Annotated in this window: 23 protein-coding genes and 1 pseudogene; 8 read left to right on the top strand and 16 right to left on the bottom strand. The window is 66.5% G+C overall.

The genetic code is table 11. The features are described from left to right. Positions 1-8: 8 nt before the first annotated feature. The 7 genes and pseudogenes from KF871_RS12300 to KF871_RS12275 all read right to left on the bottom strand — a co-directional run bounded on the left by KF871_RS12300 (position 9) and on the right by KF871_RS12275 (position 5401). Positions 9-1007: a DUF3426 domain-containing protein gene (locus tag KF871_RS12300; RefSeq protein WP_291142704.1), complete on the bottom strand. Its 999-nt coding sequence runs from the start codon at positions 1005-1007 to the stop codon at positions 9-11. Between the two features lie 183 nt (positions 1008-1190). Further along, positions 1191-1295: pseudogene (locus KF871_RS18780) on the bottom strand (zinc-ribbon domain-containing protein); the annotation flags it as partial. 36 nt (positions 1296-1331) lie between these two features. Further along, entirely contained in the window at positions 1332-2216 is an 885-nt protein-coding gene (prmA, locus tag KF871_RS12295) for a 50S ribosomal protein L11 methyltransferase (protein WP_291142867.1), read from the bottom strand. A gap of 37 nt (positions 2217-2253) precedes the next feature. Continuing rightward, positions 2254-3603, bottom strand: coding sequence for an acetyl-CoA carboxylase biotin carboxylase subunit (accC, locus tag KF871_RS12290; protein ID WP_291142701.1), 1350 nt, complete (start codon positions 3601-3603; stop codon positions 2254-2256). Between the two features lie 13 nt (positions 3604-3616). Further along, on the bottom strand, positions 3617-4090 hold the full coding sequence (gene accB, locus KF871_RS12285; RefSeq protein ID WP_291142699.1) for an acetyl-CoA carboxylase biotin carboxyl carrier protein: 474 nt from the start codon (positions 4088-4090) through the stop codon (positions 3617-3619). Between the two features lie 175 nt (positions 4091-4265). Beyond that, positions 4266-4793, bottom strand: coding sequence for a TlpA disulfide reductase family protein (locus KF871_RS12280; RefSeq protein ID WP_291142695.1), 528 nt, complete (start codon positions 4791-4793; stop codon positions 4266-4268). Then, complete coding sequence (locus KF871_RS12275; protein ID WP_291142692.1) at positions 4790-5401, bottom strand: hypothetical protein; 612 nt, start codon at positions 5399-5401, stop codon at positions 4790-4792. Before KF871_RS12275 ends, KF871_RS12280 begins: the two co-directional genes overlap by 4 nt. Before the next feature lie 39 nt (positions 5402-5440). Between KF871_RS12275 and mpl the strand changes: the two genes are divergently transcribed. Beyond that, positions 5441-6826 (top strand): UDP-N-acetylmuramate:L-alanyl-gamma-D-glutamyl-meso-diaminopimelate ligase, encoded by a 1386-nt coding sequence (mpl, locus tag KF871_RS12270; protein WP_291142689.1) that lies wholly within the window; start codon positions 5441-5443, stop codon positions 6824-6826. 3 nt (positions 6827-6829) lie between these two features. Here the strand turns inward: mpl and KF871_RS12265 are convergent, their stop codons facing one another. The 7 genes from KF871_RS12265 to rodA all read right to left on the bottom strand — a co-directional run bounded on the left by KF871_RS12265 (position 6830) and on the right by rodA (position 14437). After that, the gene (locus tag KF871_RS12265; protein ID WP_291142686.1) at positions 6830-7150 is read right to left on the bottom strand and encodes a hypothetical protein; all 321 of its coding nucleotides are present in this window, start codon (positions 7148-7150) and stop codon (positions 6830-6832) included. Between the two features lie 76 nt (positions 7151-7226). Further along, positions 7227-8354 carry a 3-deoxy-7-phosphoheptulonate synthase gene (locus tag KF871_RS12260; RefSeq protein WP_291142683.1) on the bottom strand — a complete coding sequence of 376 codons (1128 nt, stop codon included), beginning with the start codon at positions 8352-8354 and terminating at the stop codon, positions 7227-7229. A gap of 208 nt (positions 8355-8562) precedes the next feature. Continuing rightward, positions 8563-9912 carry a chromate efflux transporter gene (chrA, locus tag KF871_RS12255; RefSeq protein ID WP_291142680.1) on the bottom strand — a complete coding sequence of 450 codons (1350 nt, stop codon included), beginning with the start codon at positions 9910-9912 and terminating at the stop codon, positions 8563-8565. After that, positions 9909-10745, bottom strand: a complete 837-nt coding sequence (locus KF871_RS12250; protein WP_291142677.1) for a chromate resistance protein ChrB domain-containing protein — start codon at positions 10743-10745, stop codon at positions 9909-9911. The genes chrA and KF871_RS12250 overlap by 4 nt, the downstream gene beginning before the upstream one ends. 126 nt (positions 10746-10871) lie before the next feature. Next, entirely contained in the window at positions 10872-12332 is a 1461-nt protein-coding gene (tldD, locus tag KF871_RS12245) for a metalloprotease TldD (RefSeq protein WP_291142674.1), read from the bottom strand. A 39-nt stretch (positions 12333-12371) separates the two neighbouring features. Continuing rightward, entirely contained in the window at positions 12372-13283 is a 912-nt protein-coding gene (locus KF871_RS12240; RefSeq protein ID WP_291142671.1) for an NAD(P)-dependent oxidoreductase, read from the bottom strand. Further along, on the bottom strand, positions 13280-14437 hold the full coding sequence (gene rodA / locus KF871_RS12235) for a rod shape-determining protein RodA (protein ID WP_291142668.1): 1158 nt from the start codon (positions 14435-14437) through the stop codon (positions 13280-13282). The genes KF871_RS12240 and rodA overlap by 4 nt, the downstream gene beginning before the upstream one ends. A 22-nt stretch (positions 14438-14459) precedes the next feature. On the opposite strand from rodA, the gene KF871_RS12230 reads away from it, so the two are divergent. The 7 genes from KF871_RS12230 (at position 14460) to ruvC (ending at position 21034) form a co-directional block, all read left to right on the top strand. Next, positions 14460-15068, top strand: coding sequence for a YqiA/YcfP family alpha/beta fold hydrolase (locus tag KF871_RS12230; RefSeq protein ID WP_291142666.1), 609 nt, complete (start codon positions 14460-14462; stop codon positions 15066-15068). A gap of 38 nt (positions 15069-15106) precedes the next feature. Beyond that, positions 15107-17167, top strand: coding sequence for a ribonuclease catalytic domain-containing protein (locus KF871_RS12225; protein WP_291142664.1), 2061 nt, complete (start codon positions 15107-15109; stop codon positions 17165-17167). 100 nt (positions 17168-17267) lie between these two features. Beyond that, positions 17268-18113, top strand: a complete 846-nt coding sequence (locus tag KF871_RS12220; protein WP_291142865.1) for an energy transducer TonB — start codon at positions 17268-17270, stop codon at positions 18111-18113. 14 nt (positions 18114-18127) lie between these two features. Beyond that, the gene (gene mtgA / locus KF871_RS12215; protein ID WP_291142661.1) at positions 18128-18874 is read left to right on the top strand and encodes a monofunctional biosynthetic peptidoglycan transglycosylase; all 747 of its coding nucleotides are present in this window, start codon (positions 18128-18130) and stop codon (positions 18872-18874) included. Then, positions 18871-19491, top strand: coding sequence for a 1-acyl-sn-glycerol-3-phosphate acyltransferase (locus tag KF871_RS12210; RefSeq protein ID WP_291142657.1), 621 nt, complete (start codon positions 18871-18873; stop codon positions 19489-19491). The genes mtgA and KF871_RS12210 overlap by 4 nt, the downstream gene beginning before the upstream one ends. Continuing rightward, positions 19491-20477 carry a phosphatidate cytidylyltransferase gene (locus KF871_RS12205; protein WP_291142655.1) on the top strand — a complete coding sequence of 329 codons (987 nt, stop codon included), beginning with the start codon at positions 19491-19493 and terminating at the stop codon, positions 20475-20477. The genes KF871_RS12210 and KF871_RS12205 overlap by 1 nt, the downstream gene beginning before the upstream one ends. Positions 20478-20485: 8 nt before the next feature. Further along, positions 20486-21034: a crossover junction endodeoxyribonuclease RuvC gene (gene ruvC, locus KF871_RS12200; RefSeq protein ID WP_291142652.1), complete on the top strand. Its 549-nt coding sequence runs from the start codon at positions 20486-20488 to the stop codon at positions 21032-21034. Positions 21035-21046: 12 nt separating this feature from the next. On the opposite strand, the gene KF871_RS12195 is transcribed toward ruvC, so the two are convergent. Together KF871_RS12195 and lpxC are read right to left on the bottom strand one after the other, a co-directional pair. Then, positions 21047-21223: a hypothetical protein gene (locus KF871_RS12195; protein ID WP_291142649.1), complete on the bottom strand. Its 177-nt coding sequence runs from the start codon at positions 21221-21223 to the stop codon at positions 21047-21049. 9 nt (positions 21224-21232) lie between these two features. Beyond that, positions 21233-22156: a UDP-3-O-acyl-N-acetylglucosamine deacetylase gene (gene lpxC, locus KF871_RS12190; RefSeq protein ID WP_291142647.1), complete on the bottom strand. Its 924-nt coding sequence runs from the start codon at positions 22154-22156 to the stop codon at positions 21233-21235. Between the last annotated feature and the right edge of the window lie 216 nt (positions 22157-22372).

Here is a 22372-nt window from a genome sequence, read left to right as displayed (position 1 = left end):
TCAGTCGGTCAGGGGTAGAAAACGAGCGCCCGGTAGCCTGCGGTCGGCGCACCCTCGTCGAGAGCAATCGCCAATCGCAAGCTGACCGACACAGTGCCTTGCGCCGGCAGCGCAAGCGGTGCATCCGGCCAGTCAGACGGAAGAAACACCCGGCGCAGCACCGGCTGATCCGTGGTGTTCGTCAGCGTCAGCTCCAGCGCCGGAGGAGCAACTTCTACAGGTGCGCGATTGCGCAGCACGAAATCGAACGAATAGAAGTTGCCGAGGCGGCGCACCAGTTGCGCGCTTTCGATCTCGACCGCATTGATGCGGTGTGCGGGTGAAAGATCGCAACCGAGGTACCCACACGCCTGCACCACCCAGGGTCGCCATTCGGGATGTTCAGCCACCAGCGTGTGCCGATGCTGAATGCCCCACTGCCCCAGCAGAACGAGGCCAAGCAGCAGCACCACCAACGACAACAAGCCGCGCATCGCCCCAGAGGTCCAGAACGCCTGGCGTTGGGCTTGCTGCACGAAACCCGGCACGACGGTGGCGTCGTCGGTGTCGTCATCCGATGAGGTCGACGATTGGGCGGCTTCGCTCGCCACTTTTTCTACAACATCCGGTCGAACCAGCCCCGGGGCGGCCATGGGCACTTCGCGCGCACTTTGCACGAAGCGCTGCAATTCAGCCTGAAACTCGGGCGAAAGCCCATCGCTGTCGCTGGCAGGAGAAGCCTGCTCGTTCTCGGTGAGTGGTGCCGCATCGGGCATGTCGGCAGGAGGCGGGTCTGCCGACGGCTCCGGTGCAATGTCTGCCTGCTCAGTCGGCTCAGCCGCCAGCGGAGCAACCTCTTCCGCCGGCACCTCTTCAACGTCGGCAGGTGCTGGCGGCTCCAGTGGCCCATCGCCAAACCAGGCGCGCAGATCGTCGTCGGCGGGTACTTCTGCCTCAGCGGGTGCCAATGGAACCGTCGGCGCAATTTCGGCGACCGGCTCGGCCGACGGCATGGCGGAAGCGTCCACCGATGCAAGGTTTGGGGCAGGTGGTGGCGGTGGCGGTGGCGAAAGGCTCGCAGCCGCGGGTCGCTGCACCGCCTGCGCGCGCTCGACCGCCGTTGCCACGGCGTTCGCTCGCACGGGTTCGGTCGCTACCGCCTTGGTCTGCTCAGACGACCATGGGGACAAATGCACCGTGGCATCAAAAACGTCAGAGCAATGCCCGCAGCGAACCCAGCCATCCGATATCTTGAGTTGGTCGGCCACCACGCGGAACATCGTGCCGCAAGCGGGACAGCGGGTGGTGAAACTCATGCGCCGATTATGGCGGTTGACCGCGCGAACCGGACCTCAAGCCTTGCGGGCCGTCATCAGTACCCACCCATCTTCTTCATCGCGCACATCCAGCGCGACCCACGGTGCATAAGCCTCCTTGAGCTCGTCCGACTGGCGTGCCAAGATGCCCGCCAGCACCAGATGCCCCCCTGATCGCACATGGGCGCACAGCAGCGGTGCCAACACCTTGAGCGGCGTCGCCAGAATGTTGGCCAACACCAGGTCGTGCTCGCCATGTGCGAGATCGGGCATGCCCGCCACCATGGGCGCATGGTTGGCCTCGGCATTGAGTCGCGTGGCTTCGACGGCCGCGGGGTCGATGTCGACGCCCATCACCTCGCGGGCCCCATGCTTGGACGCACCAATGGCCAGAATGCCCGAGCCGCATCCGTAGTCCAGCACGCGCGGACCGACCGGCGCGTGGCGCGCGATCCACCGCAGGCACATGCGCGTGGTGGGGTGTGTACCGGTGCCAAAGGCCAGCCCTGGATCCAGCCGAATGACTTGCTCAGCTTGCGCGGGAGGTTCGTGCCAGGTGGGCACGATCCAGAACGTTGACGTGATCTCCACCGGCTCGAACTGCGATTGCGTCAGCCGAACCCAGTCCTGATCGGCGACGACACGGATGCCCTGTACCAGGCATTCGGTGAAGAAATCCTGCGCCTGCAACAGCTGGGCAGCTTCCCGTGCGGCGGCCTCGTCAACAAACAGCGCGACCACCCTGGATCGCTGCCAACCTTCTTTGGGCGGTGGCATGCCCGGCTCGCCAAACAGGGCCTGCTCGGCCTGCGTCATGGCGTCGGCGTCCTCGACCGAGGTGCTGAGCGCGTCCAGTGCGTCCAGCGCGTCGCCCACGGGCTCCACCGCCGCCTCTGGGACCAGCAGCACCAGCTCAAACAAAGACCCGGCCTGCGGCCGGGTCGGGGTGGCGTCGTGCTCAGCGCTCACGTTGGGACAGCCACTCTTCAAGGTAGTGGATGTTGGTGCCGCCAGCCACGAAGTTGGCGTCGACCATCAGCTCCCGATGCAGCGGGACATTGGTCTTGATGCCCTCGACCACCATCTCTGCCAGGGCCGTGCGCATACGCGCCAGCGCTTGCTCGCGAGTGTCACCGTGCACGATGATCTTTCCGATCATGGAGTCGTAGTTGGGGGGCACGAAGTAATTGGAGTACGCGTGCGAGTCCACGCGCACGCCCGGCCCGCCAGGGGAATGCCACATCGTGATGCGCCCGGGCGACGGCGTGAACTTGTAGGGGTCTTCGGCGTTCACGCGGCACTCGATGGCATGCCCTTTGAGCTGGATCTGCCGTTGCGTGAATGGCAGCTTCTCACCCGCGGCCACCGCAATCTGGGTGCGCACGATGTCGATGCCGGTGATCCATTCGGTCACAGGATGTTCGACCTGCACCCGGGTGTTCATCTCGATGAAATAGAACTCGCCGTTCTCGAAGAGGAACTCGAAAGTGCCGGCGCCGCGGTAGCCGATCTTCTTGCAGGCTGCAGCGCAGCGCTCGCCAATCTTCTCGATCAGCCGACGCGGAATGCCGGGAGCGGGTGCTTCTTCGATCACCTTCTGGTGGCGGCGCTGCATGGAGCAGTCGCGCTCACCGAGGTACACCGCGTTTCGGTGCTGATCGGCCAGCACCTGGATTTCGATGTGGCGCGGGTTCTGGAGAAACTTCTCCATGTAGACCTCGGCGTTGCCGAACGCAGCGCCTGCTTCCGCCTTGGTGGTCTGCACGGCGTGCAGCAGCGCCGCTTCGGTGTGCACCACCCGCATGCCACGGCCACCGCCGCCGCCCGCAGCCTTGATGATCACCGGATAGCCGACCGCCTTGGCGGTGCGCTTGATGACGACAGGGTCATCCGGCAAGGCACCATCGGAGCCAGGCACGCAGGGCACGCCCGCCTTGATCATCGCCTGCTTGGCCGACACCTTATCGCCCATAAGCCGGATCGAATCCGGAGTCGGTCCGATGAAGGTGAACCCGCTCTTCTCGACGCGCTCGGCAAAGTCGGCGTTTTCGGACAGGAAGCCATAGCCGGGGTGGATGGCCTCGGCATCGGTGACTTCGGCTGCCGAGATGATGGCCGGCATGTTGAGGTAGCTCTGCCCGGACTGCGCAGGGCCGATGCACACGGCCTCGTCTGCGAGCTTGACGTACTTGGCGTCGCGATCGGCCTCCGAATAGACCATCACCGCCTTGATGCCCATCTCGCGGCAGGCACGCTGAATCCTCAGCGCTATCTCGCCGCGGTTGGCGATCAGGATCTTCTTGAACATGGGCGGTCGACCCTCACTCGATAACGAACAGGGGCTGACCGTACTCCACCGCCTGGCCGTTCTGGACCAGGATCTGGGTGACGGTGCCGCTCTTGTCTGCTTCGATCTCGTTGAGGATCTTCATGGCTTCCACGATGCAGATGGTCTCGCCTTCCTTGATGGTGTCGCCCACCTCGACAAACGGCTTTGCACCGGGCGATGAGGCGCGGTAGAACGTGCCCACCATCGGCGACTTGACCACATGGCCTTTGGGTTCGGGGGCTGCAGTGGTGGCAGGAGAAGCGGCCGCCGCTGCCGGGCTGGCCACCTCCACAACCGGCATGGCCGCCGGCGCGGTGGGCGCCATGCTGTAGGTCACCGGCGCCGGCACCAGGGCAGGGCTGGCCTTGACGATGCGGACCTTGCCTTCGGCTTCGGTGATCTCGAGCTCCGAGACGTTGGACTCCGACACCAGGTCGATCAGAGTCTTTAGTTTGCGTAAATCCATACTATCTCCAACGATTTCTACGCCAAACCGGCTCAAATGCTTGCAACTTCATTGAATTGCAATGCGCCAGGCGGCGCGAGGGTGCAGCAGTGTACACGAAGGCATGCATTCCGCCACCCTGGCAATCCGGCAACGATACGCGGGAATAGCCCGACGTTGAACCCTGTTGATGACGTCAGGCCAGGGTTGCCCAGTGATCGAGGTCCGCAGGCTTGAGCTGCCCGATCTTGCGCTGCACGACGCGCCCGTCTCGCCCGAAGAGCACCGAAAACGGCAACCCCCCGGACGGGTTGCCCAGCTCGCGACTGAGGTCCGTCCCCGCAAAACCCGTCATGGCGACGGGGAACGCAATGGGCAACTTCTTCAGGAACGCCTGCACCGCCTCGACCCTGTCGACAGCCAGACCCAACAGCTGCCACCCCTGGCCTTGCTGGCGCGCATGAAAAGCATTGAGCAGCGGCAGCTCTTCCACGCAGGGCGGGCACCAGGTTGCCCAGAAATTGACCAGCAGTGGTCGCCCCAGCATCGGTTGCATGGGCACGGGATGCCCATCGGGCGCATCAAAGCTGGTGGCCCAGAACTTCCTCTCGGCTTCGGTGGTCACCGCTTCCAGGCGAAAGTGACGCTGCGCCCACCAGGCGCCAGCGGCGGCTGCGCCGACGGCCACGCCGCCGGCCAGCCAATGACGGCGCTGCAGTTTCATGGCGCGCCCCCCGCTTCAACCGCCATGCGCCGCAACAGCGCTTGACGGTCGCCCCTGGGTTTGCGGCCTTGTGCATCGGGCTTGAGCGCGCCTTTGAGGTCATCAAGGTCGTGCACCATCAGGTGAATCAACACCCACTGAGACAGGGCCTCGCAACGGGCGCGGATGGTCAGGGCGTCGATCGAGCGGCCTCGCCAATCGGTGGCCGAGCCCGGGTGGTACTCGACCCGCTGATCCAGCAACGCCCATTCGGCCTGCTTCGGGTCGTCGCAAAACAAGTGCATGTGGATATCGGTGAGTCGGGTGGCGGTGCCGTGCCAGACGGCGCCACCCAGGTAGGGGCGGAAGGCGTCAAGTCGATCCATCCAGCGCAGCGCCAGTTCCCGCAGGGCCTGCAACTCGGCAGGCTGGGTGTCGGCGCAGAACACCGCAATGTGCTCGCGCACGGCGGCTTCGAGCCGTTCGTTGTCGGGCAAGGGCGTGCGCGCGGGCAGATTCAGCTGCCGAATGGCCGACCGCTTGGCGGCTGCGTAGTCCTGACCCTCGTCAACCACCAGCCGGGCAGCCACGGCTGCGATCTCGGCGGTGGTGTCATCTTGCGAAAACATCCAGAGATTGTGCCCGCGCGCGACTCCTAGAATCCGCGCATGCATATTCACATCCTGGGCATTTGCGGCACCTTCATGGGCGGCGTCGCTGCCCTGGCCCGAGAAGCGGGCCACCGCGTCACCGGTTGCGACGCCGGCGTCTATCCCCCCATGAGCGATCAGCTGCGCGCGCTGGGCATCGATCTGATCGAGGGATTTGGCGCCGATCAGATGGCGCTGAAGCCCGATGTGTGGGTGGTTGGCAATGTGGTGAGCCGAGCGCGCCTGCCCGACGGCAGTGCCAAGTTCCCACTGATGGAAGCCATCCTGGACGCGGGAGCGCCTTACACCAGCGGACCTCAATGGCTGGCCGAGCACGTGCTCCAGGGCCGGCATGTGCTTGCCGTCGCCGGCACACACGGCAAAACCACCACGACCTCCATGCTGGCCTGGATCCTGGCGGCCTGCGAACACCAGCCCGGCTTCCTGGTTGGCGGCGTCCCGATGAATTTCGGCGTGTCGGCCCGCCTGGGTTCAGGCGCGGCCTTCGTGATCGAAGCTGACGAGTACGACACCGCGTTCTTCGACAAGCGCAGCAAGTTCGTCCACTACCGTCCCCGAACAGCGATCCTGAACAACCTGGAGTTCGACCACGCGGACATCTTCGATGACCTCAAGGCCATCGAGCGCCAGTTCCATCACCTGGTGCGCACGGTGCCCAGCAGCGGGCGGGTGGTCGTCAATGGTGTCGAGGAAAGTCTGGACCGCGTGCTGCACATGGGCTGCTGGAGCGAGGTCTGCACCTTTGGCAGCGCGGTGAGCGATTTTGTGGCCGACGGAGAGCCCCACGACTTTGCCGTGCTGCGGCGTGGCGAATCGGTGGGGCGCGTGCAATGGTCGCTCTCGGGTGTGCACAACCAGCTCAACGCTCTGGCTGCCATCGCCGCCGCGGAACACCTCGGGGTCGCACCGGCACAGGCTGCGCAGGCCCTGGCGAACTTCGAGAATGTTCGCCGACGCATGGAAGTTCGCGGACAAGTCACTCGCGATGGCGGCGCGATCACCGTCTACGACGATTTCGCGCACCACCCGACCGCCATTCGCACGACGCTGGACGGACTCGCGCGACGCCTGGGGCAGCCGCGCGGCCGCATCCTGGCGGTGTTCGAGCCGCGCAGCAACACCATGAAGCTGGGGACCATGAAAGCCCAGTTGCCCTGGAGCCTGGAGAGCGCCGACCTGGCCTACTGCCATTGCGGCGGCCTTGACTGGGATGCACGCGAGGCCCTGGCGCCGATGGGAGAACGCGCATCAGTGGCCGACAACATCGACACCCTGGTACAGCAAGTGGTGTTGGCCGCGCAGGCGGGCGATCACATTGTCTGCATGAGCAATGGCGGCTTTGGTGGGATCCACGAACGCCTGCTCAAGGCGATGGCCGTCTGAGCGTCAATAGCCGATCGACTGCCCCGGCACATCCACAGTGACGATGGGTTTGGCCAGGGCCGCACTGGCGGCCCGCGCAAAGGCCACCGCCCAATCGCGATGGGTCGCTTCCTTGAAGCGCGCCTCGCCGGCCGCTTGCGCCACGCACAGGATCTTGTCGGCCATCAGCACCTTGCCGGTAGGTCGAATCGGCTCACAGCCCATGTCGGTGAATTGCTCGTCGAGCCAGTGCCGCGCCTGGTCGTGCGGCATGGGCTGAACCTCTTCGAGGTCGATCCGGTAGGTGGCGGGTTCGCCCCAGGTGACGATGACTTGGCTGCGCATGAACAGTCTCCTCTCGGGTGTTGGCCGCATTGTGCCGCGCGATACAACAGGCCCCACCCGTGAAACCCCCGTGTCCTCAGCGGCTCCGCGAAGCGCTCACGGCCTGAGACAGTATCTCGAGGGCGCTCATCGAATCGCCCCATCCCAGGCAGGCATCGGTGATGCTCTGGCCATAGTGCAGCTTCGCCGGATCGTCCTTGCCCGGTGAGAACTTCTGGGCACCGGCTTCGATGTGGCTCTCGATCATCACGCCGAACACTGAGCGGGAGCCACCCGCGATCTGTGCGGCCACATCGCGCGCCACGTCCAGCTGCTTTTCGTGCTGCTTGCTGCTGTTGGCGTGACTGAAGTCGATCATGAGCCGCGGCGTTTCCTTGGCGGCCTCCAGGTCTTTCACGGCAGCGGCCACGCTGGCTGCGTCGTAGTTGGGCGTCTTGCCCCCACGCAGAATGACGTGGCAATCCTTGTTGCCCTTGGTCTGCACGATGGCCACCTGCCCGTTCTTGTGCACCGACAGAAAGTGGTGTCCGCGTGCAGCGGCCTGAATGGCGTCGGTGGCGATCTTGATATTGCCGTCGGTGCCGTTCTTGAAGCCGATCGGTGCGCTCAGGCCGGAGGCGAGCTCGCGGTGCACCTGGCTTTCGGTGGTGCGCGCACCGATCGCGCCCCAGCTGATCAGGTCACCGATGTACTGCGGCGAAATCACGTCCAGGAATTCGCTACCGGCTGGCAGCCCGAGACGGTTGATCTCGATGAGCAACTGGCGCGCAATGCGAAGACCCTCGTCGATGCGGAAAGTCTGATCCAGATAGGGGTCGTTGATGAGGCCTTTCCAGCCCACGGTGGTGCGTGGTTTCTCGAAGTACACCCGCATCACGATCTCCAGCGTATCGGCGTACTTCTCACGCAACGGCTTGAGGCGTCGCGCGTAGTCGAGTGCCGCGGCCGGGTCGTGGATGGAGCACGGCCCGATCACCACCAGCAGCCGATCGTCCTGACCGTGCAGGATGCGGTGAATGCGCTGGCGGGTCTGGCTGATGAGCGCCTCGGTCGGTGTGCCAGCAATCGGGAAGAAGCGAATGAGGTGTTCGGGAGGGGGAAGCACGGTGATGTCCTGGATGCGTTCGTCGTCGGTGTCGCTGGTCTTGTCGACGGGTCGCGCATACCAGGCGTCGCTGGCGGCAGAAGTGGCTTTGGCGTTCATCACAGGCTCCTGGAAGGGTTCGTGGGGTAGAGACGGGGCGAAAAAAAACCGCCGGGCTTGGGGCTCCGGCGGTTTTTTCGAGATTCTTGGCGCGCTTACAACTTCGCCTCTCGTCCGCCGGGGACAGAGAACCAAAAGTAAAAGGCAAAGTAGCCGAGACGCGAAACCATGGCGCGCAATGTAGCACAGGGCCGCGCACAAAGCCTTGTCACACGGCCCAACCGCTGGTTTTGAGCAACACGCCCAGCACAGCGCAGGCGCCGATCACCGTCATGACGCCCAGCTTGAAACGCAGCAAGGCGAGTGCAGCCATTGCGCCGATGAACAAGGCGATCCCGTCCAATGGCCCACCCGCCACCGGCCTGGCCACATGCCCCAGAAAAAAGACACCGAGGCTGGCCACCACGCCGACCACTGCCGCGGTGATGCCGGTCAAAGGCGCCGTAAACCGAAGCTGGCCGTGGGTGCTCTCGACCAGCGGACCACCCGCCAGAATGAAAACAAACGACGGCAGAAAGGTGAACCAGGTCACCACCACCGACGCCACCAGACCGCCCAGCCAGGGCGATTGCGCACCCAGTACCTGCGTCTGCCACCCACCCAGAAAGGCGACGAACGCCACCACCATGATGAGCGGCCCCGGCGTCGTCTCGCCCAAGGCCAGACCGTCAATCATCTGCGGCCCACTCAACCAGGCGTGCTGGACCACGGCGCCCTGGTAGACGAATGGCAGCACGGCGTACGCACCGCCAAAGGTGAGCAAGGCCGCCTGCGTGAAGAACATCCCCATGGTTGGCAAGGGTCCGCCCCACCCTTGCCAGACCACCAATACGGCCATGGGCAGTGCCCACAGCACCAGACCGGCCAACACCACCCGCACCAACCGAGCGCGGGAAAACCGTGCGTGCACCGGCGTCGGCGTGTCATCGTCAATGAGGGCCGCCAAATGTTGCCCCTGCTCAGCCGGTGCAGCATGCGTCGGTGCGGGCAGAAACTGCCCTGGTGCCAGCCACCCGCCCAGCCAGCCCAGGCACAGGGCCGCCAACACCACCCACGGAAACCCGATGCCGAGCACCGCGATGGCCACAAAGCTGGCGATCGCCATCGCCCACAACCAGGGCGAGCGACGCGGTGAACGCAGGGTCTTGCTGCCAATGCGCCACACCGCATGCAGCACGATGGCCGCCACCGCGGGTTTGATGCCATAGAAAACCCCGGCCACCCATGGCACCTGTCCGAACACGAGGTAGATCCAGCTCAGCGCAATGAGCAGCAACAGCGACGGCAGCACAAACAGCACGCCAGCGATCACGCCTCCCCGGGTGCGGTGCATCAACCAACCCAGGTAGGTGGCAAGCTGCTGCGCCTCGGGGCCGGGCAGCAACATGCAGTAGTTGAGCGCATGCAGAAAACGGCGCTCGCTGATCCAGCGCCGCTGCTCCACCAACTCCCGGTGCATCACCGCGATCTGACCAGCCGGACCGCCGAAGCTGATGAAGCCGAGCTTGAGCCAGAAACGAAGCGCCTCGACGAAGGGAACGGCCCCGGGCCGGCTCATGCAGGGCTCCACACGTGGGATTCGTGCGTGCCTGCGGTCTCGCTCTGACACCAGGCGTGCAGACCGTCGTACACCGTCATGCCAGCCGCCAGCATGGCCTGATCGTCCATCGCGTGCAGGCGGCTCAGACCCAGGGACACATGCAAGAGACCAGCACACGCGGGGGCCAGATCGAGGGCCCCGGTGTCCGCACCGCGCACGATGGCGGCGAGCCGATCGAGCGCTGGTGTGTGCAGACCGAAGGCCTCCAGCAATGCATCGAAGCTGCAGTGATCTCCCACGTGGCTGATGGGCCCACCCGCAATGTCGAAGGCCACCGCGCCTGTGGCCTGGGCGCGCGACAACACCTCATCGGCAGGCACGTAATCCACCTGAGCGAGCGGATCAATGAATCTGCGAACCAGCCAGGGACAGGCAATGCGGTCGATCTTCGGCCGCGCGCGGGTGATCCAGCAGCTCGGCGCATCGCCGCACACCCCCAAGTCGGGACGCTGTCGCACCAACGGCAACGGCTGTGCCCGCACCCGCGCCACGAATGCAGGGTCATCCACGCCCGCCTCGGCGCCCTCGATGCCACCTTCCAGCGCCCAGGCGCGCCGTCCACTGGCGCGCAAGGTCAGTGCGGCGTCTCGGCTGACCTCGTGACCATGGACGCAATAGACAACCACGTCGCGCTCGCGCGCGCTGTCCGGCAGTGATCGCAGGGCCGAGGCGATGCGGTGGGCAGCGCCGTCGAAACGCTCGGCGCGGCGCACGTCAAGCACCCAGGGCGCATCGGGATGGCCCAGGCGCGCGGCCAGGGCAGAGCGGGAGATGAAGAGGTCGTCGTCCATGACAGGCTCCGTAAAGGGCTGGTCAGCGCTTGGACGACGTGTCTTGGCCCGCCTTGCAGCGGTCCACGGGAGGCTGGTGTCCCGCAGCGGCGCAGTGTAGCGCTGGGCGCCGCTTGGGGCCAGCGCTCAGGCGGTGCCGCCGACCGTCAAGGCTTCGATGCGCAAGGTGGGCTGGCCGACGCCGACCGGCACGCTCTGGCCTTCCTTGCCGCAGGTGCCCACGCCGGTGTCGAGCTTCATGTCGTTGCCGATCATGCTCACGCGGGTCAGCGCGTCGGGGCCGTTGCCCACCAGGGTCGCCCCTTTCACCGGGTACTGGATCTTGCCGTTTTCGACCCAGAACGCCTGGCTGGCCGAAAACACGAACTTGCCACTGGTGATGTCGACCTGTCCGCCACCGAAGTTGGTGGCGTACAGGCCCTTCTTGATGCTCGCCACGATCTCGCCCGGGTCCTTGTCGCCACCGAGCATGTAGGTGTTGGTCATGCGTGGCATGGGTGTGTGGGCGTAGCTTTCGCGGCGGCCGTTGCCGGTGGGTTTGACACCCATGAGGCGGGCGTTCATCGCGTCCTGGATGTAGCCGCGCAACACACCGTCTTCGATCAGCACATTGCGCTGCGACGCGTTGCCTTCGTCGTCGACGTTGAGCGACCCACGCCGATCGGCGATGGTGCCGTCGTCGAGCACAGTCACGCCCTTGGCCGCCACGCGCTGGCCAATGCGGCCGGCGAAGGCGCTGGAGCCCTTGCGGTTGAAATCGCCCTCCAGGCCATGGCCCACCGCCTCGTGCAGCAGAATGCCCGGCCAGCCACTGCCCAACACCACCACCATCTCGCCGGCGGGCGCCGGGCGCGATTCGAGGTTGGTCAGGGCCTGCGAGACCGCTTCGTCCACATACGACTGCACCATGGCGTCGTCGAAATAGGCCAGACCAAATCGGCCACCGCCACCGGAGCTGCCCATTTCGCGGCGGCCATTCTGCTCGGCAATCACCGTCACCGACAGGCGGATCAGCGGACGGACATCGGCCGCCAGCGTGCCGTCGGCGCGGGCCACCAGCACCACGTCGTGTTCGGCCGCCAGACCCGCCATGACCTGCGCCACGCGCGGGTCCTTGGCCTTGGCCATGCGCTCGACCTTCTCAAGCAGCGCCACCTTGGCGGTGCTGTCGAGCGAGGCAATGGGGTCCACGCCGCCATAAAGGGAGCGCGACTTGGCAACCTTGGCGCTGGCCACCTTGACCTTCTTGGTCTGGCCCTGACCCGAGATGCTGCGCACCGCATGCGCAGCGTCGATCAGCGAGTTCCAGGACAGGTCGTCGGAGTAGGCAAACGCCGTCTTCTCACCGCTGACGGCACGCACACCGACACCTTGCTCAATGCCGAAACTGCCAGTTTTGACGATGCCTTCCTCCAGGCTCCAGCCCTCGTGGCGGGTGGCCTGGAAGTACAGGTCGGCGTCGTCCACGCCATGCGAGGCGATCTCGGCCAGCGCCTTGTGCAGGTGGCTGGTTGTCAAGCCGAAGGGTTCGAGCAGCACCTGCTCGGCGGTGGCCAGTCGGGCCAGGGTGGGTTCGCGCGCGATCATGGGGTGGCATTGTAGAAAGCCGCCGGCCACGCGCCAGCGTCATGGTTTTGGCAGGCCGTCCGGATGGGCGCGCATCCAGTCCAGCAGGGCCGCATCATCCCGACCGGCCATGCCCTCACCCAGCGCCGCAGCAAACACCGCCGCCGCCAGCGGCCCCAGCACACCAGCGTGCCCGGCCCGGTGGGCCGCCGCGACCGCCAGCCCGGTGTCCTTGGCCAGCAGGGTCATGTGCGCCAGGGGTTGGTGATCGCCGGTCAGCGCGCGGCGCAGGCGATCGGTGCCGATCCAGCTCTGTCCGCTGGAGCGTTCGATCACCCCCAGCGTCACGTTCGCGTCCAGCCCCAGGCGTTCGGCCAGCGCGATCACCTCGGCCGCGCCAGCCAGGTTGATGCCCGCCAGCAGGTTGTTGACCAGCTTGGTGCGGGCCCCGTCGCCCACGCGCTCACCCACCCGGAAGATGGCGTTGGACAGGTCGTCCAGTAGCCTCGTGTGGCGCTCGATCACCGCCGTGGCGCCGGCCAGCATCAGGCTCATGGTGCCCGCGCGGGCGCGCGCCGGCCCGCCCGACATCGGGGCGTCGAGCGTGTCCACGCCCTGCCCCCCCAGCCGCAGGGCCATCGATGCCACGTCTTCCGGCGCAATCGTGGGGCACAACATCACCGTCTGACCAGCCCGCAGTGCCGCGGCGGCGCCTTGTTCGCCCCAGAGCGCATCGCGACACTGCGCAGCGTCGACCACCACGATGGCCATCACGCCGCCGTCGGGCAGACGTTGCGCGGCTTCAAGCGGGGTGGCGCACAACTGCGCGCCGGCGGCTTCGGCCTCGCGCTGGCGCTGCGCATCGATGTCGCACACCGCTACCGGCCAGCCGCGCTCGCGCAGGCGCTGCACCATGCCGCCGCCCATGTTGCCGGCGCCGACGATGGCCACGGTATCCAGCGGCGCGATCACGATGGCACCAGGCGCTTGGCGCGCGAGATCGACAACAGGATGCCCAGCCCCACGCCCATGGTGACCATGGCCGTGCCGCCATAGCTCACAAAGGGCAGCGGCACGCCCACGACCGGCAGGATGCCGCTGACCATGCCCATGTTGACGAAGGCGTAGACGAAGATGTTCAACGTGAGCGCCCCCGCCAGCAAACGCGAGAACAGCGTGGGTGCGTCCGCCGCGATCATCAGCCCGCGCAACAGCAGGGCAATGAAGCCGGTCATCAGCATCAGCACGCCCAGCAGACCGAACTCCTCGGAAAAGCCGGCAAAGATGAAGTCGGTCGTGCGCTCGGGGATGAACTCCAGGTGGGTCTGCGTGCCCTGCATGAAACCCTTGCCCCAGACGCCGCCCGAGCCGATCGCGATCATCCCCTGGATGATGTGAAAGCCTTTGCCCAGCGGGTCCTTCGTGGGGTCCAGCAGGGTGCACACGCGTTGCCGCTGGTATTCGTGCAGCACATGCCAGTCGACCCCTGGCGCGCACCAGCTCGATTCGTTGGTGACCAGCACCACCACTGCCACCACCCCGACCACCACCGGCGGAATGATCAGCTTCCAGCTCAGCCCGGCGAAGAAGATCACCGCCAACCCCGAGGCCAGCACCAGCAGGGTGGTGCCCAGATCGGGCTGCTTGAGGATGAGCGCCGCCGGTACCGCCAGCAACAACCCGGCCACCACGAAATCGGCCGCCTTGAGCTGCCCTTCGCGCCGATGGAACCACCAGGCCAGCATGAGCGGCATGGCGATCTTCATCAGCTCACTCGGCTGGATCACCGTCACGCCGATGTCGAGCCAGCGCTGCGCGCCCTTGCGCACGATGCCCATGAACTCCACACCCAGCAGCAGCGTCACCCCCACGGCGTACAGCGGCAGGGCCAACGCCATCAACCGCTGAGGCGGTATCTGCGAAAACACCAGCATCACCGTCGCGCCAATGACCATGTTGCGTCCGTGCTGCGAGAAGCGCGAGCCGTGGTCGAAGCCGACCGAATACATGGTCACCAGTCCCAGCGTGGCCATGCACAGCACGATCACGATCAGCGGCCAGTCGAAGCCGCGCAGGAACGGCACCACGCGCTGCGCCAGGGAAGGTGTTTCGATCACGACGGCCATGGGGCGCGATTATCCTCAGCCCATGACCTGCACCACCCACCTGCTCTACCTGCATGGTTTTCGCTCCTCGCCCCAGTCGGCCAAGGCACGGCAGGTGAGCGAACGGGTGACCCGGCATCACCCTGCGGTTCGCTGGTGGTGCCCGCAGCTGCCGCCTTCGCCTGGGGCAGCGTCGGCCCTGATCCGCGAGGGCGTGGCCAACTGGCCGCGCGACACCATGGCGGTGGTGGGCTCCTCACTGGGCGGCTTCTATGCGCGCTGGCTGTCGCTGCAGGTAGGCTGCCGTGCGGCCTTGCTCAACCCGGCGGTGCACCCCGCGCGCGATCTGTCGGCCCACATCGGCGAGCAGACCACCTGGCAAAACCCCGAGGAACGCTTCTTCTTCGAGCCCGGCTTCGTCGATGAACTGCGCGTGCTGGAGGCCGACATCGCCAGCCAGGCCAGCGCCACGCCCGCGTCCGCCGATCGGCTGTTCGCCATCCTCGCCAAGGGTGACGAACTGCTGGATTGGCGCGAAATGCAAGACTTCTGCGCGGGTGGCCAGGTGCGCCTGCTGGAGGGCAGCGACCACGCCCTGAGCGATTTCGACCAGCACATCGACGCCCTGTTCGACTTCCTGAGCCTCGTCTAGCGCAACCCTGGGGTGCCGGGATGGGACAATCCCGCCCCATGTACATCCTGTTCGACGAGGCCGGCAAGTTCCTGACCGGCCGACTGCTGTCCGAAGCCGAAAGCTCCCTGCAAGTGGAGCTGGATTCGGGCAAGCGGGTCAAAGTGAAATCCGCCAACGCACTGCTGCGTTTCGACAAACCCGCGCCGGGCGAATTGATGGCCGAAGCCACCGCCCTGGCCGAGGCCATGGACCTCGAGCTCGCCTACGAATTCGCCCCTGACGAGGAGTTCGCCTACGCCGACCTGGCGCGCGAGTACTTCAGCGCCAGTGCCGGCGTGGCCCAGCAAGCCGCCGCGCTGCTGTGCCTGCAGGGCGCACCGCACTACTTCCGCCGTGCCGGCAAGGGCCGCTTCAAGAAGGCGCCGCCCGAGATCGTGGCCCAGGCCCTGGCCGCCATCGAGAAAAAGAAGCAGGTGCAGGCGCAGATCGACGCCTGGGCCGCGGAACTGGCGGCCGGCAGCTGCCCCCAGCCGGTGCGCGATCAGCTCTACCGCATCCTCTTCAAGCCCGACAAGAACGGCGCCGAGTACAAGGCGGTGGTCGACGCCGCCAGACGCGCGCAGATGGCGCCGCTGGCGCTGCTGCAACAGGCCGGCGCCATTCAAAGCGCCTACCAGTTCCACTGGCAGCGCTTCCTGTTCGAGCACTTCCCCAAGGGCACGGGCTTTCCGGCGCTGCAGGCGCCGGCCATCAGCGACGAGTTGCCGCTGGCACCCGTACAGGCCTTCTCGATCGACGACTCCGCCACCACCGAAATCGACGACGCGCTGTCGCTGCAAGGTCTGGGCAGTGGCACGGTCATCCTGGGCATTCACATCGCAGCGCCCGGGCTGGCCATCACCCCCGACAGCGCGCTCGACCAGATCGCACGCCAGCGGCTGTCCACCGTGTACATGCCGGGCCACAAGATCACCATGCTGCCCGACGACGTGGTGCAGGCCTACACACTGCAGGAGGGTCGCGACTGCCCAGCCCTGTCGCTGTACGTCACGCTGGACGAAGCCACGCTGGAGCAGCGCGAGACGCGCACCGCGCTGGAGCGCGTGCCGATTGCCATCAACCTGCGCCACGACCGGCTCGACGCGGTGATCACCGATGCCTGGCTGGCCGGCGAGGCCTCGGCCGGGGCCGAACCCGCCGTGGCCGCCCTGCAGCCGTCCCTGGCCTTTCTGCACCGCTTTGCGAAGCACCACAAGGCCCAGCGCGAGCTGGTGCGCGGCAAACCCGAAACCTTCACCCGACCCGACTACACCTTCCGCCTCGACGGCGTGCAAGGCAGTGAGCCCGATGGCAGCGAGACGGTGCAGATTGGCACCCGTTCGCGCGGTGCGCCGCTGGACCTGATCGTGGCCGAGGCGATGATCCTGGCCAACAAGACCTGGGGCCAGTGGCTGGCCGACATCGGCGTGCCGGGCATCTACCGCAGCCAGGCCAGCCTGCAGCCGGGCATCAAGGTGCGCATGGGCACCAAGGCGCTGCCACACGCCGGCATTGGCGTGAAGTGCTACGCCTGGAGCACCTCGCCCTTGCGCCGCTACGTCGATCTGGTCAACCAGTGGCAGATCATTGCCTGCGCCCGCCACGGCAAGACCGCCGCCTTGGTCGCGCCCTTCAAGCCCAAGGACGCGGCCCTGCTGGCGGTGATCAGCGCCTTCGATGCGGCCTACTCGGCCTACAACGGCTTCCAGGGCGGCATGGAGCGCTACTGGACGCTGCAGTACCTGCGCCAGAACGGCATCGGCGAGCTCAACGCCACGCTCATCAAGGACAACCTGGTGCGCGCCGACACCCTGCCGCTGGTGCTGCCGGTGCTGGGCGCCGATGGCCTGATGCGCGGGGCGCACGTGAAGGTGCGCCTGGGCGACATCGACGAAATCACCCTCGAAGTGGCCGGCACGGTGATCGAACGCCTTGACCAGGCGGCGGACGACGCCTCGGCGGCCGAAGCCGACGAGGCCGACGATGAAGAACCGCTCGGCGCCCCCCTGGCGCTGGCCATCGACGTGAACGACGCGCAGGACGGCGCGACACCCGATTCACCGAGCCAGAACGGATAATCCGCGCGTGACTTCCGCTCGTGCCAAGCCCGCTTCGCCGCCCAAGCCTTCCAAGCCGCGCACCCCCTCGCCCGGCAAGGCTCAGGCCTTGCGGCGCCGGTTGCGCAAGCTGACCACGCTGCAGCTCGCGCTGCTGGTGTCGCTGGGCGTGCACGCCGCGCTGCTGACGATCCGCTTCGTCGACCCCGAGCGCTTTGACCGGGTGTTCCAGGACACCCCACTGGAGGTCATCCTCGTCAACGCCCGCAGCGACCAGCGCCCCGACAAGGCGCAAGCCATTGCGCAGGCATCGCTGGCCGGTGGCGGCGACGCCGAGCGCGGACGCGCCACCTCGCCATTGCCCCCGTCGGCCATTGCCCGGTTGGGCGACGCCCCCGACGAACAGGTCCGCAAGGTCGAGGCGCTCAAAGATCAGCAGGAGCGGCTGCTGGCCCAAGTGCGCCGGGCGTTGGCCGCCATGCCGCCGCCCGAGAAAGCCAAGTCGCCCAACAGCCGCGAGGCCATCGAGCGCGAAGAGAAGCGCCAGGCGCTGGTGAAGATCCTGGCCGAGATCGAAAAGCGCATCAACGAAGAGAACGCCCGGCCCAAGAAGCGCTACATCAGCCCGGCCACGCGCGAGGCCGTGTACGCGGTGTACTACGACGGTCTGCGCCGGCGCATCGAACAACACGGCACCGCCAACTTCCCCGAGCAGGGCGGGCGCAAGCTCTACGGCGAACTCACCATGGTCATCACCGTGAACCACACCGGGCAGGTGCTCGACACCGAGGTAGTGCAAGGCTCGGGCAACCAGCTGCTTGATCGCCGGGCCCAGGCCATCGTGCGCGGCCTGGGCTTCGGCCGCTTCAATGACGCCATGCGCCGCCAGGCCGACCAGATTGTGGTGGTCTCGCGCTTTCGCTTCACCCGCGAAGACGGGCTGCAAACCCAGCTGTCCGGGCAGTGAAAGGCCAACACGCGGTGCGCGCATTCGGACGCTGGTTGCTCTGGATCCTGGCCGCCGGGCTGGCGCTGCAGTTGTTCTTTCTGGGGCGCATCGCGCTCATGGCGGTGATCGACCCGCAAAGCACGGCCTTCCAGCGCTCTGAAGCCTGGCGCATCGCGGTCAACGCCGCGCGCGGCGACGGCAACTGGCGCTGGCGCCAGCAGTGGGTGGACGCCGAGCAGATCAGCCCCCATCTTTGGCGCGCGGTGGTGGCGTCGGAAGACGCCGGCTTCTTCGATCACGGCGGCGTCGAATGGGCGGCCATCGAACAGGCCTGGAAGAAGAACGAACGCCGCCAGGAACAGGCCGAGCGCCGCGCGGCGCAAAGCCCCAACCGGCCGGTGCGGGCGGCCAAGGTGGTGGGCGGCTCCACCATCACCCAGCAACTGGCCAAGAACCTGCTGCTCTCGGGCGAGCGAACGCTGCTGCGCAAAGGGCAGGAGCTGGTGCTCTCGCTCATGCTCGAGCTGGTGCTCGACAAGCGCCGCATCCTGGCGATCTACCTCAACAGCGTCGAGTGGGGTGAAGGCGTGTTTGGCGCCGAGGCCGCGGCCCAGCGCTACTTCAACAAGCCTGCCAGCCGCCTGAGCGCGTACGAGGCCGCGCGCCTGGCGGTGATGCTGCCTTCACCCAAGTTCTTCGAAACCCGCCAGGGTTCGGCCTACCTGGCGCGACGAGCCGGCACCATCGTCGCGCGCATGGGCGACGTGAACCTGCCATGACCAGGCTGGCCGCCAGTGCCGTCGGCTACTTCTTCCTGGGCCTGGTGCGCCTGCTCACGGGTGCCCAGGCGCGCTGGTACGGCTGCCCGCCCAAGGCCGAGCAACGCATCTACTTTGCCAACCACCAGAGTCACGCCGACCTGGTGCTGATCTGGGCCGCCCTGCCCCACGAGCTGCGCGGCATCACCCGCCCGATTGCCGCCAAGGACTACTGGACCGCCTCATCACTCAAGCGCTGGATCACCACCGAGGTGTTCAACGCCGTCTACGTCGAGCGCGAGCGCAAGGGCGATGAAGACCCCTTGGCGCCCTTGATCGCTGCGCTGGAGAGCGGCGACTCGCTCATCCTGTTTCCCGAGGGCACGCGGGGCTTCGACGAGGACCCGCAGCCGTTCAAGAGTGGCCTCTACAACCTGGCCCAGCGGTTTCCGGACGTGGTGCTGGTGCCGGCCTGGATCAACAACGTGCAGCGGGTCATGCCCAAGGGCGAGGTGGTGCCGGTGCCGGTGCTGTGCTCGGTGACCTTTGGCGAGCCGCTGAAGCTGGGCATCGACGAGCCGCGCGCGGATTTTCTCGTTCGGGCCAGGGCCGCCGTCATGGCGCTGAGGGACGTCTGATGGGCAGCTTTCTGCGTGGCCTCAGCCAGAACCAGCAGGTGGCCCTGCTGTTCCTGGTGGTGTTCGGACTGCTCGCGCTGGTGACCGCCATCGGCGTGGTGCTGTCGCTGCGCGAACGGCGCGCCCACGCCGGCGACGAGGCGCTCGCACAGCGCCGCCACGACAACGCCGCGCTGCTGCGCATGTCGTGGTTGATGGCCATCGTGTTCTGGGTTGGCTGGGTGCTGGGCGAAGGCGTGAGCATCGTGCTGTTCGGCGCCTTGTCCTTCTTCGCCCTGCGCGAGTTCATCAGCCTCTCGCCCACGCGGCGCGGCGACCACCGCAGCCTGGTGCTGGCCTTCTTCGTGGTGCTGCCCCTGCAATACGCGCTGGTCTGGAACGCGCAGTTCAACCTGTTCACCGTCTTCATCCCGGTTTACGTATTCCTGGCGCTGCCGGTGGTGAGCGCGTTGCGCAACGATCCGCAGCGGTTTCTGGAGCGCAACGCCAAGCTGCAGTGGGGCATCATGGTCTGCGTCTATGGGCTCAGCCATGTGCCTGCGCTGTTGTTGCTGCAGTTCCCGCGCTGGCTGGGCAACAACGCCTTCCTGGTGTTCTTCCTGGTCATGGTGGTGCAGACCTGCATGCTGGTGCAGCACCTGGCGGCCCGTGGCCGCCAACGCCCGGTGGCGCCCGCCATCAGCGAAAGCTTTCACTGGGCCAGCTGGGGCTGGGGCCTGCTGGCCGGCGGTGCGGTGGGTGTGCTGCTGGCGGGCTTCACGCCGTTCAAGCCCCTGCCCGGCCTGGCCATGGCGCTCATCGCCTGTGCGGCAGGCTCCCTGGGTCACCTGGTGATGAAGGCCATCAAGCGCGACCGGGGCGTCACCAACTGGGGCGGCGAGCGCCGCTCGGTCACGGGCGCAGCCGGCCTGCTCGATCGCGTCGACGCGCTGTGTTTCGCCGCACCGGTGTTCTTTCACTCAGTGCGCTGGACCTTCGGTCTGTGACCCAAACCATGCGAATTCTCGGCATCGACCCCGGCCTGCAATGCACCGGCTTTGGTGTGCTCGACACCGACGGCCCACGCCTGCACTACGTCGCCAGCGGCACCATCCAGACCAGCCCGAAGGACGGCGCCTTGTTGCCCGCGCGCCTGAAGGTGCTGTTCGACGGCATCAGCGAGGTGGTGCAGCGCTACCAGCCCGAGGTCGCGGTGTGCGAAATCGTCTTCGTCAACGTGAACCCGCAGGCCACCTTGCTGCTGGGTCAGGCACGCGGCGCCTGCCTGACCGCCCTGGTGGCCAACGGACTCAACGTGGCGGAGTACACCGCCCTGCAACTGAAGAAAGCCGTGGCCGGCCACGGCCGCGCCACCAAGCCGCAGATGCAGGAGATGGTCAAACGCTTGCTGCAGTTGCCCGGGTTGCCCGGCAAGGACGCGGCCGATGCGCTGGGTCTGGCCATCACCCACGCACAGGTGGCGCGAACCACCGCTGCGATTCAGCGGGTGGCGCCGCTGCGTGCACGAACGCATGCGGCGTACAAGGGTGGGCGCAACTACTGAAGTCTTTGGTGGCTAGAGCAATCGCTCAAGCACCAGCACGCCGAAGAAACCCAATGCGGCCAGGATGGTCCACTTGAGGATGACGAGCCCCCACTGGCGGTAGCGCACCTGGCCGGTGCCCACATAGAACGCAAACGACACACCCGCTGCGAGCAGCAGCAGCATGACGGCCCAGCGAAACAGCAGCATGGCTGAGGCTTACCAGGCCGGGGCGACCTGCGCGAAGCCCCGGGGCGCCTCGCGCTCGTTGTCGAAGCTCACCACCTCGTAGGCCTGGGGGTTGGCCAGCAGCGCGCGCAACAGCTGGTTGTTCATGGCGTGGCCGCTGCGAAAAGCGCTGTACGCCGCCAGCAAGGGCTTGCCCACGATGTACAGGTCGCCCATGGCATCGAGGATCTTGTGCTTGGCGAACTCGTCGCCGTAGCGCAGACCGTCGGCATTGAGCACCTTCACGTCGTCCATGACGATGGCGTTGTCCAGCCCGCCGCCCAGCGCCAGGCCGTGCGAGCGCATCATCTCGACGTCGCGGGTGAAGCCGAAGGTGCGGGCGCGGGCGATCTCGCGCGCGTAGTTGCCACTGCCCAGGTCGAACTCGACGCGCTGGCCCGAGGCATTGACCGCCGGGTGATCGAACTCGATTTCGAAGCTGAGCTTGTAGCCGTGGTACGGCGCCAGCCGCGCCCACTTCAGGCTGCGCCCTTCGCCTTCGCGCACCTCCACCGTCTGCGTCAGACGAATGAAGCGCTTGGGGGCCTTCTGCGTCACGATGCCGGCACTCTGCAGCAGGTAGACGAACGACGCCGACGAACCATCAAGGATGGGCACCTCTTCGGCCGTGATGTCGATCAGCAGGTTGTCCAGCCCCAGGCCGGCGCAAGCGCTCATCAGGTGTTCGATGGTGTGCACCTTGGCGCCACCGTTGGAGATGGTGGAGGCCAGTCGGGTGTCGCTCACCGACGTGGCATTGACGGGGATGTCCACCGGCTCGGGCAGGTCGACCCGGCGGAACACGATGCCGGTGTCCGGAGCGGCGGGCCGCAGCGTCAGCTCCACCCGCTGACCGCTGTGCAGACCGACGCCGACCGCCTTGGTCAGGGATTTGAGGGTGCGTTGCGCAAGCATCCGCGGATTGTAGGTTTTCGCCCTGTTCCGTGCAGTGAGCAAAAGTGATCGCGCTCATCGCGACAGGCAATGGGCCCTGGCAGCGGGTGGGGCAGGTCAACTGGTTCCGATTGGGGCGAGGCGTCTCACTGCCGGCGGTCACCCATTGGTGAGGGTCGGTGATGGAACTGCCCGTCACTCAGCGCGACACAGACGCAGTCCGCACAAGCACGAGTT

Source organism: Hydrogenophaga sp., assembly GCF_019635465.1.
In the GTDB taxonomy this organism is placed as follows: Bacteria; Pseudomonadota; Gammaproteobacteria; order Burkholderiales; family Burkholderiaceae_C; genus Hydrogenophaga.
The sequence above is the reverse complement of the archived record's forward strand: the minus strand, read 5'-3'. Positions and strand labels throughout refer to the sequence as shown.